Origin of the sequence: Cognatishimia activa (assembly GCF_026016445.1) — a bacterium.
Classification (GTDB): Bacteria; Pseudomonadota; Alphaproteobacteria; order Rhodobacterales; family Rhodobacteraceae; genus Cognatishimia; species Cognatishimia activa_B.
On sequence record NZ_CP096147.1, the window covers coordinates 806,873 to 822,182 of the forward strand.

General features: G+C 54.5%; 15 protein-coding genes. 12 read left to right on the forward strand and 3 right to left on the reverse strand.

From position 1 onward, the window contains the following. Positions 1-11: 11 nt before the first annotated feature. On the reverse strand, positions 12-2,684 hold the full coding sequence (gene topA, locus M0D42_RS03925; protein WP_265020302.1) for a type I DNA topoisomerase: 2,673 nt from the start codon (positions 2,682-2,684) through the stop codon (positions 12-14). Positions 2,685-2,814: 130 nt separating this feature from the next. Further along, on the reverse strand, positions 2,815-3,957 hold the full coding sequence (gene dprA / locus M0D42_RS03930; RefSeq protein WP_265020303.1) for a DNA-processing protein DprA: 1,143 nt from the start codon (positions 3,955-3,957) through the stop codon (positions 2,815-2,817). A 142-nt stretch (positions 3,958-4,099) separates the two neighbouring features. On the opposite strand from dprA, the gene M0D42_RS03935 reads away from it, so the two are divergent. After that, positions 4,100-4,609: a hypothetical protein gene (locus tag M0D42_RS03935; RefSeq protein WP_265020304.1), complete on the forward strand. Its 510-nt coding sequence runs from the start codon at positions 4,100-4,102 to the stop codon at positions 4,607-4,609. A 95-nt stretch (positions 4,610-4,704) separates the two neighbouring features. Here M0D42_RS03935 and tldD read toward each other — a convergent pair whose 3' ends face one another. Next, positions 4,705-6,123, reverse strand: a complete 1,419-nt coding sequence (gene tldD / locus M0D42_RS03940; RefSeq protein ID WP_265020305.1) for a metalloprotease TldD — start codon at positions 6,121-6,123, stop codon at positions 4,705-4,707. Positions 6,124-6,338: 215 nt separating this feature from the next. Here tldD and coxB point away from each other — a divergent pair, with 215 nt between their 5' ends. The 11 genes from coxB (at position 6,339) to M0D42_RS03995 (ending at position 15,290) form a co-directional block, all read left to right on the forward strand. After that, complete coding sequence (gene coxB, locus M0D42_RS03945; RefSeq protein WP_265020306.1) at positions 6,339-7,250, forward strand: cytochrome c oxidase subunit II; 912 nt, start codon at positions 6,339-6,341, stop codon at positions 7,248-7,250. Between the two features lie 77 nt (positions 7,251-7,327). After that, the gene (cyoE, locus tag M0D42_RS03950) at positions 7,328-8,266 is read left to right on the forward strand and encodes a heme o synthase (protein WP_265020307.1); all 939 of its coding nucleotides are present in this window, start codon (positions 7,328-7,330) and stop codon (positions 8,264-8,266) included. A gap of 1 nt (position 8,267) precedes the next feature. Then, complete coding sequence (locus tag M0D42_RS03955) at positions 8,268-8,438, forward strand: hypothetical protein (RefSeq protein ID WP_265020308.1); 171 nt, start codon at positions 8,268-8,270, stop codon at positions 8,436-8,438. Next, complete coding sequence (locus tag M0D42_RS03960; RefSeq protein WP_265020309.1) at positions 8,431-9,027, forward strand: cytochrome c oxidase assembly protein; 597 nt, start codon at positions 8,431-8,433, stop codon at positions 9,025-9,027. Before M0D42_RS03955 ends, M0D42_RS03960 begins: the two co-directional genes overlap by 8 nt. Positions 9,028-9,033: 6 nt before the next feature. Continuing rightward, the gene (locus M0D42_RS03965; RefSeq protein WP_265020310.1) at positions 9,034-9,834 is read left to right on the forward strand and encodes a cytochrome c oxidase subunit 3; all 801 of its coding nucleotides are present in this window, start codon (positions 9,034-9,036) and stop codon (positions 9,832-9,834) included. Positions 9,835-9,932: 98 nt separating this feature from the next. Then, positions 9,933-10,610 (forward strand): SURF1 family protein, encoded by a 678-nt coding sequence (locus M0D42_RS03970; protein ID WP_265020311.1) that lies wholly within the window; start codon positions 9,933-9,935, stop codon positions 10,608-10,610. A 5-nt stretch (positions 10,611-10,615) separates the two neighbouring features. Beyond that, positions 10,616-12,004, forward strand: coding sequence for a threonine synthase (thrC, locus tag M0D42_RS03975; protein ID WP_265020312.1), 1,389 nt, complete (start codon positions 10,616-10,618; stop codon positions 12,002-12,004). Beyond that, on the forward strand, positions 12,001-13,263 hold the full coding sequence (locus tag M0D42_RS03980) for a M16 family metallopeptidase (protein ID WP_265020313.1): 1,263 nt from the start codon (positions 12,001-12,003) through the stop codon (positions 13,261-13,263). The genes thrC and M0D42_RS03980 overlap by 4 nt, the downstream gene beginning before the upstream one ends. Further along, positions 13,263-13,847, forward strand: a complete 585-nt coding sequence (locus M0D42_RS03985) for a GNAT family N-acetyltransferase (protein WP_265021092.1) — start codon at positions 13,263-13,265, stop codon at positions 13,845-13,847. Before M0D42_RS03980 ends, M0D42_RS03985 begins: the two co-directional genes overlap by 1 nt. Positions 13,848-13,895: 48 nt before the next feature. Next, positions 13,896-14,714 (forward strand): MBL fold metallo-hydrolase, encoded by an 819-nt coding sequence (locus M0D42_RS03990; RefSeq protein ID WP_265020314.1) that lies wholly within the window; start codon positions 13,896-13,898, stop codon positions 14,712-14,714. Between the two features lie 39 nt (positions 14,715-14,753). Then, a complete protein-coding gene (locus M0D42_RS03995; protein WP_265020315.1) occupies positions 14,754-15,290 on the forward strand; it encodes a DUF1697 domain-containing protein in 537 nt (178 codons plus the stop codon). The last annotated feature ends 20 nt before the right edge of the window (positions 15,291-15,310 follow it).

Below are 15,310 nucleotides of genomic sequence, written 5' to 3' on the forward strand. Positions count from 1 at the left end.
CCCGGCTTTGTTTATTTTGCAGCGGTTTTTTTCTTCGCGGCAGCCTTTTTCTTGGCTGGCGCTTTCTTTTTCTTCGCACCTTTAGCCGCAGCCTTCTCGTTGACCAGCTCTATGGCCTTTTCAACGGTCAGGTCTTTGGGGTCGATCTCTTTCGGCAGGGTCGCATTGACCTTTTCCCACTTAATATAGGGTCCATACCGGCCTTCCATCACGCTCATGGTGCCGCCATCCGGGTGATCGCCCATTTCGCGCAAGGCCTTTGCGGCAGCACCGCGACCACGGCCTGGGTTTGCGCGCTTTTCAGCGAGCAACTCCACCGCGTGGTTCATGCCAATATCAAAGAGGTCTTCAAAGTTCTTGATGCTGACATAGACCATTTTCTCTTCGTTTGGAGACTTATGAGAAATGTAGGGTCCAAAGCGGCCGAGGTTTGCGGAAACCTGATTGCCTTCCGGGTGATCGCCAACTTTGCGCGGTAAGGTAAGCAGTTGGACTGCTTTCGCTAGATCCACGTCTTCCGGGGACCAGCCAGGCAGATATTCTTTGCCTTTTTTGGGCAGGGATGTTCGGCGGGGCTTCTTGTTTTCAGGCGTTGGCTCTCCGCGCTGAACATAGGGGCCAAATCGCCCATCTTTCAGCCAGATTTCATCTTCGCCATCGGTGCCAAGCAGCTTGTCGTCACCTTCCGAGCCCGCGATGGTGCGCGTGTAGTTACACTCAGGATAATTGCCGCAACCAACAAAACCGCCGGTGCGAGAGGTTTTCAGGTGCAGCTGACCTGTGCCGCATTTCGGGCAAATCCGTGGGTCAGAGCCGTCTTCACGTGGCGGGTAAAGTTGTGGTGCCAGCGCCGTGTCCAGAATGGTTAAAACCTCAGCCACACGCAGATCGCTGGTTTCTGCAATAGCTGCAGAGAAATCGCGCCAGAAATCGTTCAGGACCTGTTTGTAGTCCATATCGCCCGCGGAGACGTCATCGAGGCTGGTTTCTAAGTTCGCGGTGAATTCATAGCCGACATACTTACGGAAGAAATTCATCAGGAAGATCGTGACGATCCGTCCTTTTTCTTCGGGGAACAGACGGTTCTGTTCCTTGCGCACATATTCGCGATCCTGGATCGTTGTGATCACCGACGCGTAGGTGGACGGGCGGCCAATGCCCAGCTCTTCCATACGCTTCACCAATGTCGCCTCAGTGTAACGCGGCGGGGGTTGCGTATGGTGCTGCAGCGCCAGAACGCCAGCGTTTTCGGACAAGATCGCTTTCGCGTCGCGCAGCATGCCGCTGTCGATGACCGAATCCTGTCCTGTCGCCTTGGCGAATTGATCCATCAGGCCTTTGCCACCGAATACGATCGCATCGCCCTGTGTGATTTGCGGCAGGCGCTTATCGTCGTCATCCTCACGCGCCACATCATCGCGGCCTTCTTCGTAGACGCGCATGAAGCCGTCAAACAGAACCACCTGACCATTCGCGCGCAACACTACCTGACCATCGTCAGAAGCGATATCAACTGTAGTGCGCTCCAGTCGCGCGCCTTCCATTTGGCAGGCGAGGGTCCGTTTCCAGATCAGATCGTAAAGCTTACGCTGATCGTCTTCGGTTACTTTCAACTGAGAGGCATCACGGGTCATTTCCGTCGGGCGAATACACTCGTGCGCTTCCTGAGCGTTCTTGGCTTTGTTTTTATAAATACGTGGTTGTGATGGGACGTATTCGGCACCATAGCGTTCAGCAATCGCGTCGCGCGCGGCAGACACAGCCTCTGGGGCCATATCGATACCATCGGTACGCATATAGGTGATATAGCCCGCCTCGTAGAGACGCTGAGCTGCGTTCATACATTGTCGCGCGCCCATGCCGAATTTTCGGCTGGCTTCCTGCTGCAAAGTAGATGTCATGAAGGGTGCTGAAGGATTGCGGTTGGCTGGTTTGGCCTCAACCGATTTCACCGAAAGATTACGGGAGGTTACAGCCTGAACCGCAAGTTCCGCAGCGGTGCTGTCCTTCAGGGACATCTTGTCAAGCTTGTCACCACCAAGAACCGTCAGGCGTGCTTCGAATTCCTTGCCGCGCGGGGTTTCCAGCAGGGCTTTGACAGACCAGTATTCCTGCGGATTGAAGGCTTCGATTTCTTGCTCGCGTTCCACAATCAGACGCAGACAAACCGATTGCACGCGACCTGCGGAACGGGCACCAGGCAGTTTGCGCCACAAAACCGGCGATAGTTTGAAACCCACAAGATAGTCCAGCGCGCGGCGGGCCAGATAGGCTTCCACCAATGGCTCGTCCACCTGACGTGGGTTTTGCATGGCCTCGGTGACCGCTGCCTTCGTGATCGCGTTGAACACGACACGAGAGACAGGTGTGTCTTTTTTAATCGCACGACGTTTGCGCAGGGCTTCTTCGAGGTGCCAAGAAATCGCTTCTCCTTCGCGATCGGGGTCGGTCGCGAGGATCAGTGCGTTGTCTTCTTTCAAAGCGTCGGCAATGGCTTTGACATGGGGGCGGGACTTTGTGTCGACTTCCCATGTCATCGCAAAATCATTTTCCGTATCGACCGATCCATCTTTGGAAGGAAGGTCACGGATATGGCCGTATGAGGCCAGAACTGTGTAATCAGAGCCCAAGTATTTATTGATGGTTTTGGCTTTCGCCGGGGACTCTACTACGACAACTGGCATTCAATTTCCTCTCGACTCAATTCGGTCGGCTTATGGCGGCCAAAAATGTGGGGCGAAAGAGGGGAATGTCAATGATTAGGAAAAACTGTCTGAAAAGAGCGTGTATTGTGCAGCACTTTTGGCCTTATGTTCAGTTGCGGCGCAAAAGCCCACTTTCTGTGCGAGCAATTTGTCCGGCGAGTTCTAAATCAACGACGGCAGAAGTGGCGATATGAGTGGGTGAATTCAGGTCTCTTATCAACCGATCTTCCGCGACGGGCGCCTGTGAGACACGATCGATGATCTGACGATGCAGGTCTGTTGTATCACGAAGCGAGGCGGGTTCGGCTGCTGGCTGAGTGGCCTCCAGCCTGAATTCAGCTTGTTTCGGGGCAGGGGCGATTGGTGCGAGCGCCTCTATGACATCAGACGCCGACCTCACAAGTGTTGCTCCATCCCGAATCAAAAGGTTGCAGCCCGAGGCGCGTGTCTCGATGGGGTGACCTGGAACCGCCAGAACATCGCGTCCTTGATCGAGAGCGTTTCTTGCTGTGATGAGCGATCCTGACTTTGCTGCGGCCTCGACCACGACCACAGCCTGAGACAGGCCAGAAATGATACGGTTGCGGATCGGGAAATGGCGTGCTCTGGGATGAAGGCCCATTGGCTGTTCCGACAAGATCAGACCCTGTGCTTGGATTTGGCGGGCAAGCTCAGTGTTTTCTACGGGGTAGATCACATCGATACCAGCGGGAAATACGGCTATGGTCCCTGTTTTTAGAGCTGCGAGATGGGCGGCTGTGTCAATCCCACGCGCCAGCCCGCTGACAATGACATGATCATTCGAACCTAATTCATCGGCCAGACCTCGGGCCATGCGCGTCCCAAGTGAGGATGCATTCCGTGAACCAACCAGGGCAATCTTAGATCGAGTAAGCAATGAGGTATCGCCCTTAGACCAAAGCAAAGGGGGCGCATCTGGCAAATCGTAAAGGTCTTTAGGGTATGACGGGCCGCCATGAAAAAGTGGCTCAGCCCCGAATTTTTGCGCAGCGATAAACTCTGCTGCCGCAATCTCTTCTGAACACGGTTCATAGTCTTCCACACCAGCCTGTGCCGCCACTTCCGGAAGGGTTGCAAATGCTTCGGCGATCGAGCCATGTTCATTTAGCAGTCGGAAAAAAGTAGTTGGCCCCACGCGGCGGGAACGCAAGAGGCGAAGCCAGAGAAATCTATCTTCTTCCGTGGTCGGTGGGAGTTGGGGGTGAATGGAAGAATGTGGAACGTCCGTCATCCGTGCCTCCGCCTGCTTGCGGAATCACTATGGGGTCATCCTGGTTAATGAGGGGTAAAGGTGCTCAGAGCCACCCTCATTCGGTTGACGATTGACGAACTAAAGTTTGATTTGAACTGAATTTTACTGATGGCGAGATCAAATGAAGCACGCTAACTTGCCCGCATTTGAGCACTTCTTTCAGGACTTTGTAATGATAAAGCCTTTTATAACCACTCTCGTATTTTTGCTATCCCTCGTTGGCTGCGTGAAGGAGGTTGGGCTGCTTCAAAGCCCCAATGCAGAACCGGGGTCAAACCTAATACCTCCGAGTTTTGCGGGTAACTTTTTTACTGAGATATGTTTGACCACAGCACCCAGTTTCGAAAACGTTCCTCAAGCAATTTCTGGCGAGCCTTTTGTTCAGCATCAGGAAACTGGAACCTACTTCCATAAGTTCGCGGATTTATCGATTAAGGTTCATGATTATGGGTGCTCTCTGGTGTTTAAGTCAGAGATGAGCGTTGGTGAAACCATTTCTGAACTCGCGAAGGGCGTTGCTAAAAATGCCGAGAATTGGGGCGTCGAGATTCCAAGAAACATGGACATAACTTCCAAAAAATCGCCAGATGGAAATGGCCGGTATTTCCGCATTGGTCTTCCTAGACCCTGATATTTAGTGAGTATGTTAAGTTGCTTTGCCTTGCAAAGCTCAACTAGGCGCAACAGCTTTGCGCCTAGAAATATACGAGTGATGAACAGCGAGACTTAAGTCGCTGAGCCACCAACAGTCAGACCACCCATCAAAACAGTGGGCTGACCAACCCCGACGGGCACCCATTGGCCTGCCTTGCCACAATTGCCCATGCCGGGGTCAAGCGCCATGTCGTTGCCGAGTGCTTTAATTTGCATCATCGCGGTGGCACCATCACCGATCAGCGTTGCACCTTTCACCGGCGCGCCGACCTTGCCGTCTTTCACGTGATAGGCTTCCGTGCAGGAGAAGACGAACTTGCCGTTGGTGATGTCGACCTGACCACCACCGAAACCAACCGCGTAGATTCCATCCTTCAGAGACTCGACCAGATCAGCCGGATCATTGTCGCCCCCAGCCATATATGTATTCGTCATCCGAGGCATCGGTGCATGGGCGTAGCTCTGGCGGCGCCCGTTGCCGGTTGGGGTCACACCCATAAGACGCGCGTTTTGGCGGTCTTGCATATAGCCCTTCAAAATACCGTCTTCGATCAGAACGTTTTTGCCAGATGGTGTACCTTCGTCATCGACCGTCAAAGATCCGCGGCGATCTGGGATCGTGCCATCATCGATGACTGTCACACCTTTGGAGGCAACTTGCTCGCCGACACGGCCAGAGAAGTTTGAGCTGCCTTTGCGGTTGAAGTCACCTTCCAATCCGTGTCCAACCGCTTCGTGCAGCAGAATACCGGGCCAGCCTGGGCCAAGCACCACTTCCATTTGACCGGCTGGGGCAGGGACGGCCTCAAGGTTCACAGCGGCCACGCGCAGCGCCTCGCGCGCCTTTGCTTGCCAGTCACTCGGATCAATCAATCCATCAAGCCCCAAACGACCACCGCCACCGGCGCTGCCGCTCTCGCGGCGGCCGTCTTTCTCGACAATCACCGACACGTTCAAACGAGTCATGGGGCGGGTATCCATAATCCGAGTGCCGTCTGGGCGTAGGATCACAATTTCCTGGATGGATGCAGCCATAGAGGCGCTTACCTGAACCACGCGCGAATCCAAATCTCGGACGAAGGCGTCGATCTCGCGCAGGGTTTCGATCTTTACTGGAAACGAAGCGCCTGCGATTGGGTCTTCATCTGTATAAAGCTTGCGGTTTGTTGGCAGGGGCCCATCTGCGTAGCTGCCGCCGCCATCACCCACTGCCAGACGCGCGGTGGCGACAGCACGTTTTAAGGCCGCTTCAGAAATCTCACTGGAATGAGCGTAACCCGCAACCTCGCCATTGACGGCCCGCAGACCGAATCCTTCGGAAGCATCATAGCTCGCGGTCTTGATGCGACCATCGTCAAATACCAGCCCTTCAGCGCGGCGACGTTCCAGAAACAACTCGCCATCTTCTGCTCCAGCAGTGGCTTCGCGCAGCATTTTAAGGGCGCTGCCTTCATCGAGCGTGGTCTCAAATGGGTCGAATTTGCTCTGCATGGGGCGCTCCTGCCGCTGATTATTTGATCTGACCCCGGCGAAAAACCGGGAGGAATTTTGATATAAATCAAAAAAGCGTCTGTTTGACGCAAGCATATTCCTTTATCTGCGCCTCAGAATATGGTTCATAGCACCGACAAAACAACGGGATTCCGTCCATTGGGTTGGAATCTCCCCGAAGATACGACCAAATACGCAACCGATCAGGGTGACACATGCGAATTCTTTCGACCCTCATGGGCCTCTGGGCAGCTTTCCTAGCGCTTCCAGCACTTGCTCAAGACGCCGAACATCTCGGCAAGCCAATTGAAAAAGGACTGGGCTTTCAACCAGCCGTCACCGAACTGTCTCGTGACATTCAGTCTCTGGACAACATGATCAACTACATCATCTTCGCCATTGTGATCTTTGTGGCGGTGTTGTTGGTGATCTGCATGGTGCGCTTTAATCAGCGCGCGAACCCGAACCCAGCGAAGTTCACACACCACACACCAATCGAGATCGCTTGGACCATCATTCCAATTCTGGTTCTGGTCTTCATCGGTGCCTTCTCTTTGCCAGTGCTTTTCAAGCAGCAAGAGATCCCAGAAGGTGAGCTTTACATCAAAGTGACCGGCCACCAGTGGTACTGGACATATGAATACCCAGAGCAAGAGCTTGAGTTCGACAGCTACATGCTCGGTCACCCAGCAACTTTGGGTGAAGGCGACGAAGGCATTGAGCCGTTCGTTCTGAACGACGCAATGCGCGCCAAGCTGGTGGAAACTGGCTACCAAGAAGACGAATTCCTGCTGGCAACCGACACACGTGTGATTGTTCCAGTGGACACTGTTGTTGTGATGGGCGTGACCGCGGATGACGTGATCCACTCCTGGACCATCCCATCCTTCGGCGTAAAGCAAGACGCAGTTCCTGGCCGTCTGGCGCAGCTGTGGTTTGAAGCAGAGCAAGAAGGTGTCTACTTCGGTCAGTGCTCTGAGCTTTGCGGTAAAGACCACGCCTACATGCCAATCACAGTTGAAGTTGTGAGCAAAGAAGCCTTCGCTGAGTGGGTTAAGAAAGCTCAGGACGAACTGGCGTCTAACGGCACTGTTGCAACAACTTTCCAAGTTGCTTCTGCAAACTAAGTAAAGTCTGGGCGCGCCCGTCGCGCCCATTCCAAGATGCGGGAAGGCCAGGCCTTCCCACCTGAACAGGATACATCATGAGCGACGCCAGCATTCATTCGCAAGCGCACGAGAACGAGGCCTCCTTCGGAGACTATTTCGCTCTTTTGAAGCCACGCGTGATGTCCCTGGTGGTGTTCACCGCCATGGTGGGTCTGCTCGCCGCACCTGGCGGGGTTCATCCGTTCATCGCATTTTGCGCGATCTTGTTCATTGCGATTGGTGGCGGTGCCTCTGGCGCGCTGAATATGTGGTATGATTCTGACATCGATCAGGTCATGTCCCGCACCAAATCCCGCCCGATCCCATCAGGTAAAGTGACCCGCGAAGAGGCCTTTGCAATTGGTATTACCCTTTCTGTGATGTCTGTTGTCATGCTGGGCCTTGCGACCAACTGGTTCGCCGCTGGTTTCCTTGCCTTCACAATCTTCTTCTACGTGGTGATCTACACCATGTGGCTTAAGCGCTGGACCCCGCAGAACATCGTTATTGGTGGTGCGGCAGGTGCTTTCCCTCCGATGATCGGTTGGGCGGCTGTGACCGGTGGTGTCTCGATTGAGAGCATCCTGATGTTCACGCTGATCTTCATGTGGACCCCTCCACATTTCTGGGCGCTTTGCCTGTTTATGAAATCTGACTACAAGGATGCGGGCGTGCCGATGCTGCACGTCACTCATGGCCGTGCCGTGACCCGTAACCACATCCTTGTCTACACTCTGCTTCTGGCAGCGATTGCCATCGGTATGGGTTTCACCTCTGTGGGTGGCTGGATCTACCTGACCGTCGCTTTCGTAATGAACGCGATTTTCGTCGTGGGGGCTGTCTCGATCTGGCGCCGTTCTGACGCTCAGTGCGAGGCAGACAATCACAAGCGAGAAAAGAGCTTCTTCGCCTTCTCGCTACTGTACCTATTCCTGCACTTCGGCGCGATCCTGGCTGAAGTTGCACTGGCGCCTTATGGCTTGGGGGGCTGGTAAAATGAGCTTTCCTGAACAGCACGAAATTCACAAACGCCGCTTTGGCCGCAACCTTGGTGTTGCGCTTGTGCTGGCCGCATTTGTCGCGTTGCTTATGGGCCTGACCGTTGTCAAAGTCACCAGAGGTGACTTTGAGCCTGCATCGATCCAGCAGGGGGCGGACAATGGATAAGAACGCAAAAACCGTGCTGAAGCTGGCTGGCGTCGGAGCGACGATGCTGGGGTTGGCTTTTGCTTCCGTTCCTTTCTACGACTGGTTCTGTCGCGTGACTGGGTTTGGCGGCATCACGCAGCAGACTGATGCCGGTTCTGAGATGATTTTGGACCAGACCATCAAAGTTAAATTTGATGCCTCCAAAGATCGTAATTTCGATTGGGAGTTCAAACCTCAGCAATTAGAGGTCGAACTGAAAATCGGTGAAACCGGTCTGGCGTTTTATGAAGCTTACAATCCGACAGATCGCCCGATTGCAGGTCAGGCGAGCTTCAACGTCGCACCCTATGAAGCCGGCGCCTTCTTTTCCAAGATCGAATGCTTTTGCTTCACAGAGCAGGTCTTGATGCCGGGCGAGCGCATTGACATGCCGGTGACCTTCTTTGTGGATCCGGAAATCACCGAAGATCGCGACGCGAAATACGTTAAAGAGATCATTCTGAGCTATACGTTCCATGAAATCGATCTCCCCGAAGAAATGGCGGCCTTGACCCATGATGGTCTGGCTGTAGAAACAGAAACTAAAGAAACCTCCAACGAGGGATAACTCCACATGGCGCACGCTAAAAACCACGATTATCACATTTTGCCGCCGTCGATCCTGCCATTCCTAGGCGCGGTTTTCGGCTTCTTTATGCTGTTTGGCGCAGTTCTGATGTTCAAGGACATGGGGTCCTGGATGTTCTTGGCTGGCCTGGCTGGCGTTCTGTACGTCATGTTTGCCTGGTGGTCTGAAGTCACCAAAGAAGGTCAGACCGGCGACCACACTAAGGTTGTTCAAATCGGCCTGCGCTACGGCTTCATACTGTTCGTGATGTCCGAAGTCATGTTCTTCGCAGCATGGTTCTGGAGCTTCTTCAAACACGCAATCTACCCAATGGGCCCAGACAGCCCTCTGGTTGACGGTGTGTTCCCTCCAGCGGGCATCGAAACATTTGACCCATGGCACCTGCCGCTGATCAATACTCTGATCCTGCTGTGCTCTGGCTGTGCAGCAACTTGGGCGCACCACGCTCTGGCGCATGAAGACAACCGCAAAGACATGCGTAACGGTCTGATCGTTGCCATCGTTCTGGGTGTTTTCTTCACCATCCTGCAGGCCTACGAATACAGCCACGCAGCCTTTGGCTTCTCTGGTTCCATCTACGCTGCGAACTTCTTCATGGCGACTGGCTTTCACGGTGCACACGTTCTGATCGGCACGATCTTCCTGTTCGTCTGCCTGCTGCGCCTGCAGCGTGGTCACTTCACAAAAACCCAGCACGTTGGTTTCGAAGCAGCAGCTTGGTACTGGCACTTCGTTGACGTGGTATGGCTGTTCCTCTTTGCAGCTGTCTACATCTGGGGTCAGTAAGACCACTCAAAAGGTTGCACCTTTTGCTGAGATAAGATTATAGCAAGTCGCGGCGAATATCATTCGCCGCGATTTCGTCTTTCAGGGGCCAGCGCATCGTGCGTCGTTTATTCCTTCCATTGTTCTTTGGCATCGTCGGCACAGCAATTCTGCTGAAGCTGGGCTTTTGGCAGGTGGATAGACTGGCGTGGAAAGAGGCGGAACTTGCGCGCATTGACGCAAAGATCGCTGACGCACCCATTGCCGTTCCTAAAGCACCCACCGAGGCACAGGACGAGTACCTGCCGGTAACTGCGACTGGCCAAACCGGAGCAGAAGAGCTCCATGTTCTTGCATCCAGCAAACAGACGGGCGCGATCTATCGTGTGGTTACGGCCTTTGAAACAACGGATGGACGCCGCCTGCTACTGGACCGAGGGTGGGTCAAACCCTTCGCTAAGGACGACGTGCGCGGGACTGTTTCGGCAACCATTGTCGGCAATCTACTTTGGCCTGACGAGCGCAGCAAACACACGCCTGAAAACGATGTCGCCGGCAACACTTGGTTTGCTCGGGATATTGCCGAAATGGCCGCCATATTGAACACAGAACCTCTGCTTGTCGTCCAGCGCGATATCGTAGAAGGCTCACCCGAAATTACTCCCATGCCGGTGACATCCACCGGTATTCCAAACGATCACCTGCAATACGCCGTGACATGGTTCGGACTGGCTCTGGTCTGGATCGTCATGACGCTGTATTACCTGCGCCGCATGCGCACACGAGAAAAGGTCTAAACGCCGTGAAATACATCTCTACCCGGGGGAATGCCCCAGAACTGAGCTTTGCCGAGGCGATGCTAACCGGTCTTGCACGGGATGGTGGCCTCTATGTGCCAAAGAAGATTCCGACTCTGAACCAAGAAGACATCGCTGCGATGGCAGGTCTTTCCTATGAAGAGATCGCGTTTCGTGTGATGAAGCCTTTCATTGGCGAGAGTTTCACCGACGACGAATTCCAAGGCATCATTGCCCGCGCTTATGAAGGTTTCCGTCACGATGCACGCGCGCCATTGGTGCAGATGGGGCCAAACCACTATCTGTTGGAGCTGTTCCACGGCCCAACGCTGGCCTTCAAAGATTTCGCTATGCAGCTCATTGGTCAGCTATTCCAGTTTGAGCTGGAACGCCGCAAAGAGCGCGTGACTATCGTAGGTGCCACCTCTGGTGACACCGGCTCGGCGGCGATTGAAGCCTTCCGTGGTCTGGACAATGTAGATGTCTTCATTCTCTTCCCGCATGGCCGTGTGTCTGACATCCAGCGCAAGCAGATGACCACGCCTGATGATGCCAACGTGCATGCACTGGCGCTGGAAGGGGACTTCGATGACTGTCAGGCCCGCTTGAAGGACATGTTCAACGACTTTGACTTCCGTGATGGCGTGAAGCTTGCAGGCGTGAACTCCATCAACTGGGCGCGGGTTCTGGCGCAGGTGGTTTATTACTTCTCTTCCGCTGTGTCTCTGGGTGCTCCGCATCGCAAGGTCAGCTTCACCGTGCCAACCGGCAACTTCGGTGACATCTTTGCAGGCTTCATCGCCAAAGAAATGGGTCTGCCGATTGAAAAGCTGGTCATCGCGACCAACCAGAACGACATCCTGCACCGCACTATGGAAACCGGCGCTTGCACAAAGGCTGGCGTGACCCCGTCCATCAGCCCATCCATGGACATCCAGGTCAGCTCCAATTTCGAGCGCGCCTTGTTCTTTGCCTATGACAAAGATGGCGATGCAGTGTCTCAGCTGATGGAAGAATTCAAAGACGGTTCCTTCACCATCAGTCAGGGCGCCATGGAATGGCTACGCGAGCAATTCGCGAGCGGTCGGGCGTCTGAAGAAGAAACCAAAGCCACCATCAAAGCAGAATTCGCAAACACCGGCGAAGTCCTTTGCCCGCACAGCGCGGTTGGCGTAAAAGTTGCAAATGAGCAGCTTTCGGAAACACCTATGATCACTCTGGCAACAGCCCATCCAGCGAAATTCCCGGATGCGGTCGAAGATGCTATGGGCGCACGTCCAGGCCTGCCACCGCATATGGCGGACCTGATGGAGCGTGAAGAGCGTGTCTGCAAAGTGCCAAACCAGCTGGCGCTGCTTGAAACCATTATCAAAGACCGGATTGCCGCACGTTGACAGTTAAACTTCACACACTCTCCAACGGGTTCCGCATTGTGACCGAGCATATGCCCGGTCTGCAATCTGCGTCGATCGGCATCTGGGTGACCGCAGGTGGGCGTCATGAGACGCCTCAGCAGAACGGCATTGCGCACTTTCTGGAGCATATGGCCTTCAAAGGCACAGAACGCCGCAACGCGCTTCAGATCGCTGAGGCCATCGAAGATGTGGGCGGCTATATCAACGCCTACACTAGCCGCGAAGTCACAGCTTACTACGCGCGTGTTCTGAAGAACGATGTGCCACTGGCACTGGATGTCATTGGTGACATCCTCCTGAACCCTGTGTTCGACCAACGCGAGATTGAGGTTGAGCGCGGTGTGATCCTGCAAGAGATCGGGCAGGCGCTGGATACACCCGACGACGTAATCTTTGACTGGCTACAGGAGCGCGCTTACCCGGATCAGCCGATGGGCCGTACCATTCTGGGCCCAGAAGAGCGCGTGAAAGCTTTCGGTCGCGATGACCTCAGCACCTTTGTAGGCCAGCATTACGGCCCAGAGCGCATGGTGCTCGCCGCTGCTGGTGGCGTGGATCACGATGAGATCGTGAAGCTGGCTGAGCAGATGTTTGGCGGTATGAAACCGGGCAATGTCCTTATCGATATGCCAGCACGTTTTGCAGGCGGTGAGTACCGTCAGGAGAAGTCACTGGAGCAGGCGCATTTCGCGCTGGGTCTGGAAAGCCCGGATTATCGCAGCGACGACATTTACACGGCCCAGATTTACTCCGTTGCGCTGGGTGGCGGCATGTCTTCGCGTCTCTTCCAGGAAGTGCGGGAAAAACGTGGTCTTTGCTATACGATCTATGCCTCCACTGGCGCCTATGCCGATAGCGGCATGACGACCATCTATGCTGGCACATCAGGCGAGCAAATCGGCGAACTCGCGGCGATCACCATCGATGAGCTGAAGCGCGCTGCGGATGATATGTCCGAGAAAGAAATCGAACGCGCGCGCGTTCAGATGAAAGCAGGCATGCTGATGGGTCTTGAAAGCCCATCAAGCCGCGCAGAACGCCTCGCGCGCATGGTTGCGATCTGGGGCAGGGTGCCTGGTCTTGAGGAGACAGTTCAGAAAATCGACGCCGTGAGCAATGAGGACGTGCGCAAATTTGCCGAGCATATGGCCGTGCAGGCTCCAGCTGCACTGGCTCTTTACGGCCCTGTGTCTTCTGCGCCCGCTCTGGATCAACTGCAGGAGAGGCGCGCGGCTTGATGCTTCTCACCCGGAAGAAAGTCCGCCTAGAAACCGAACGTCTGACGCTTCGGCCACCGGTGCATTCTGACTTTCGGGAATGGGCTTGGCTGCGCGAAAGCAGTGCGCAGTTTCTGGTGCCATGGGAGCCCGTTTGGGCGCATGATCACCTGAGCCGCAAAAACTTCACCAACCGGGTCTATTGGGCACAGCGCTCGATCAACAGTGGCTCCGCCGTGCCTCTATTCATCGTGGATCGCGCGCAGGACACTTTGCTTGGAGCCATTACGCTGGACAATATTCGTCGCGGCCCTGCACAGTCCGGCACGCTTGGCTATTGGGTGGGCGAGAAATACGCCCGCAATGGATTCATGCGCGAGGCCATCGAGGCTGTGGCGCATTATGCCTTTCACCAGCTTGATCTCAGCCGTCTTGAAGCCGCTTGTCTGCCAGAGAATGCGGCCAGCCGTGGCTTACTTGAAAAGTCCGGGTTCAAATACGAAGGCGTCGCGCAAAGTTACCTTCAGATCAATGGGCGCTGGCGCACCCATGTACTTTATGCCTGCCTGCGCAACGACCGGCGTGGGCGGACAAGCGCTGGCTGATCTCGCAATTCGCTGATTTGTGATATCCTCCTGCGAGGAGGATCGATTATGCGCGCGTTTACTGTCTTTCTACTGTCCCTCTTTTGGGCCCTTCAGGTCTCTGCTCAGGAGCGGCAACCCAGCCACTGCATCGCCATTGCCGATGCCATGCCTGAGGCGAGATATATTCACCGGGCGGCCTTTGATGACCCGGTGGCGCAGGACAGTATCCGCGTTCGATATATCAACCACGCGGCTTTCCTGTTGCTCACCGAGGGCGGTGTGTCGGCGGTGACGGACTTCACTGGCTTTATCGGGACCGCACCTTTTCTGCCTGATATCGTCACCATGAACCATGCGCATGAAAGCCATTGGACACCTTTTCCTGACCCCGCCATCACGCATGCCTTGAAGGGCTGGGGAAATGGCACTGAAGGTGCAGATCATCATTTGACGGTCGGCGATCTTCTGGTGCGCAATGTCCCAACAGATATCCGACGTGGCACCGGCGTTGAGATCAAGGGCAATTCTATCTTCGTCTTTGAAGCTGCGGGGCTTTGTGTTGGCCATTTGGGGCATTTGCATCATGAACCTGACGATGCTCAATACGCTGCGCTGGGGCGCTTGGATGTGGTCATGGCGGCGGTGGATGGCGGACGCACTCTGGACCTGCCTTCGATGAAACGCGTGCTCACGCGACTAAAGGCTTCGGTTGTGATCCCGATGCACTGGTTTGCGACAGGTACGCTCAATCAGTTTCTGGACGATATGTCAGATACCTATGTGATTGAAAACAAAGGGGCACATGCGCTGGAAATCTCGATAGCATCACTACCCGATCGGCCTACCATTGTTGTTTTGCAGCCAAAATACCTGACCGCACCATAAACCACTCGACCTACGCGATGGGCGTGGTAGGCCTTAGCCATGTCTGATCACACTTACATCCTCCTTTTGCGCGGCGTGAACGTGAGTGGTGCGGGAAAACTGCCCATGGCTGAGCTACGCAGTCACCTTGCGAAGGCGGGCTATGAGGGTGCCAAAACCTATATCCAATCTGGCAATATCATTCTGAAAAGTCAGCAAGACCGGGACGAAGTTGGGACGCGTGTTCAAACGCTCATCGACAATGAGTTTGGGTTTAGACCGCCTGTCATTGTGTTGAGCATGAGAGACCTGGAATGCGCCATTCAAAACAATCCATTTGAGGTTGCTGAAAAGAGATTTCTGCACCTGATATTTCTCAGTGAAAATGCGGCTTTGGATGCGGAGGGGCTAACGTCGTTTTGTACAGCAGGCGAAGAGTTCCACCTCGACGGTTCGGTGTTTTATCTTGCGACGCCCAATGGTCATGGTCGATCCAAAGCCGCTGAAAAGCTGGACAAATTCCTGACTGCAGACGTAAAAACAGCGCGCAATCTGAATTCTATTGAGAAGATATTGGCCTTAGCCAAGTCCCTCTAGCGACGCCTACAAGGACAAAC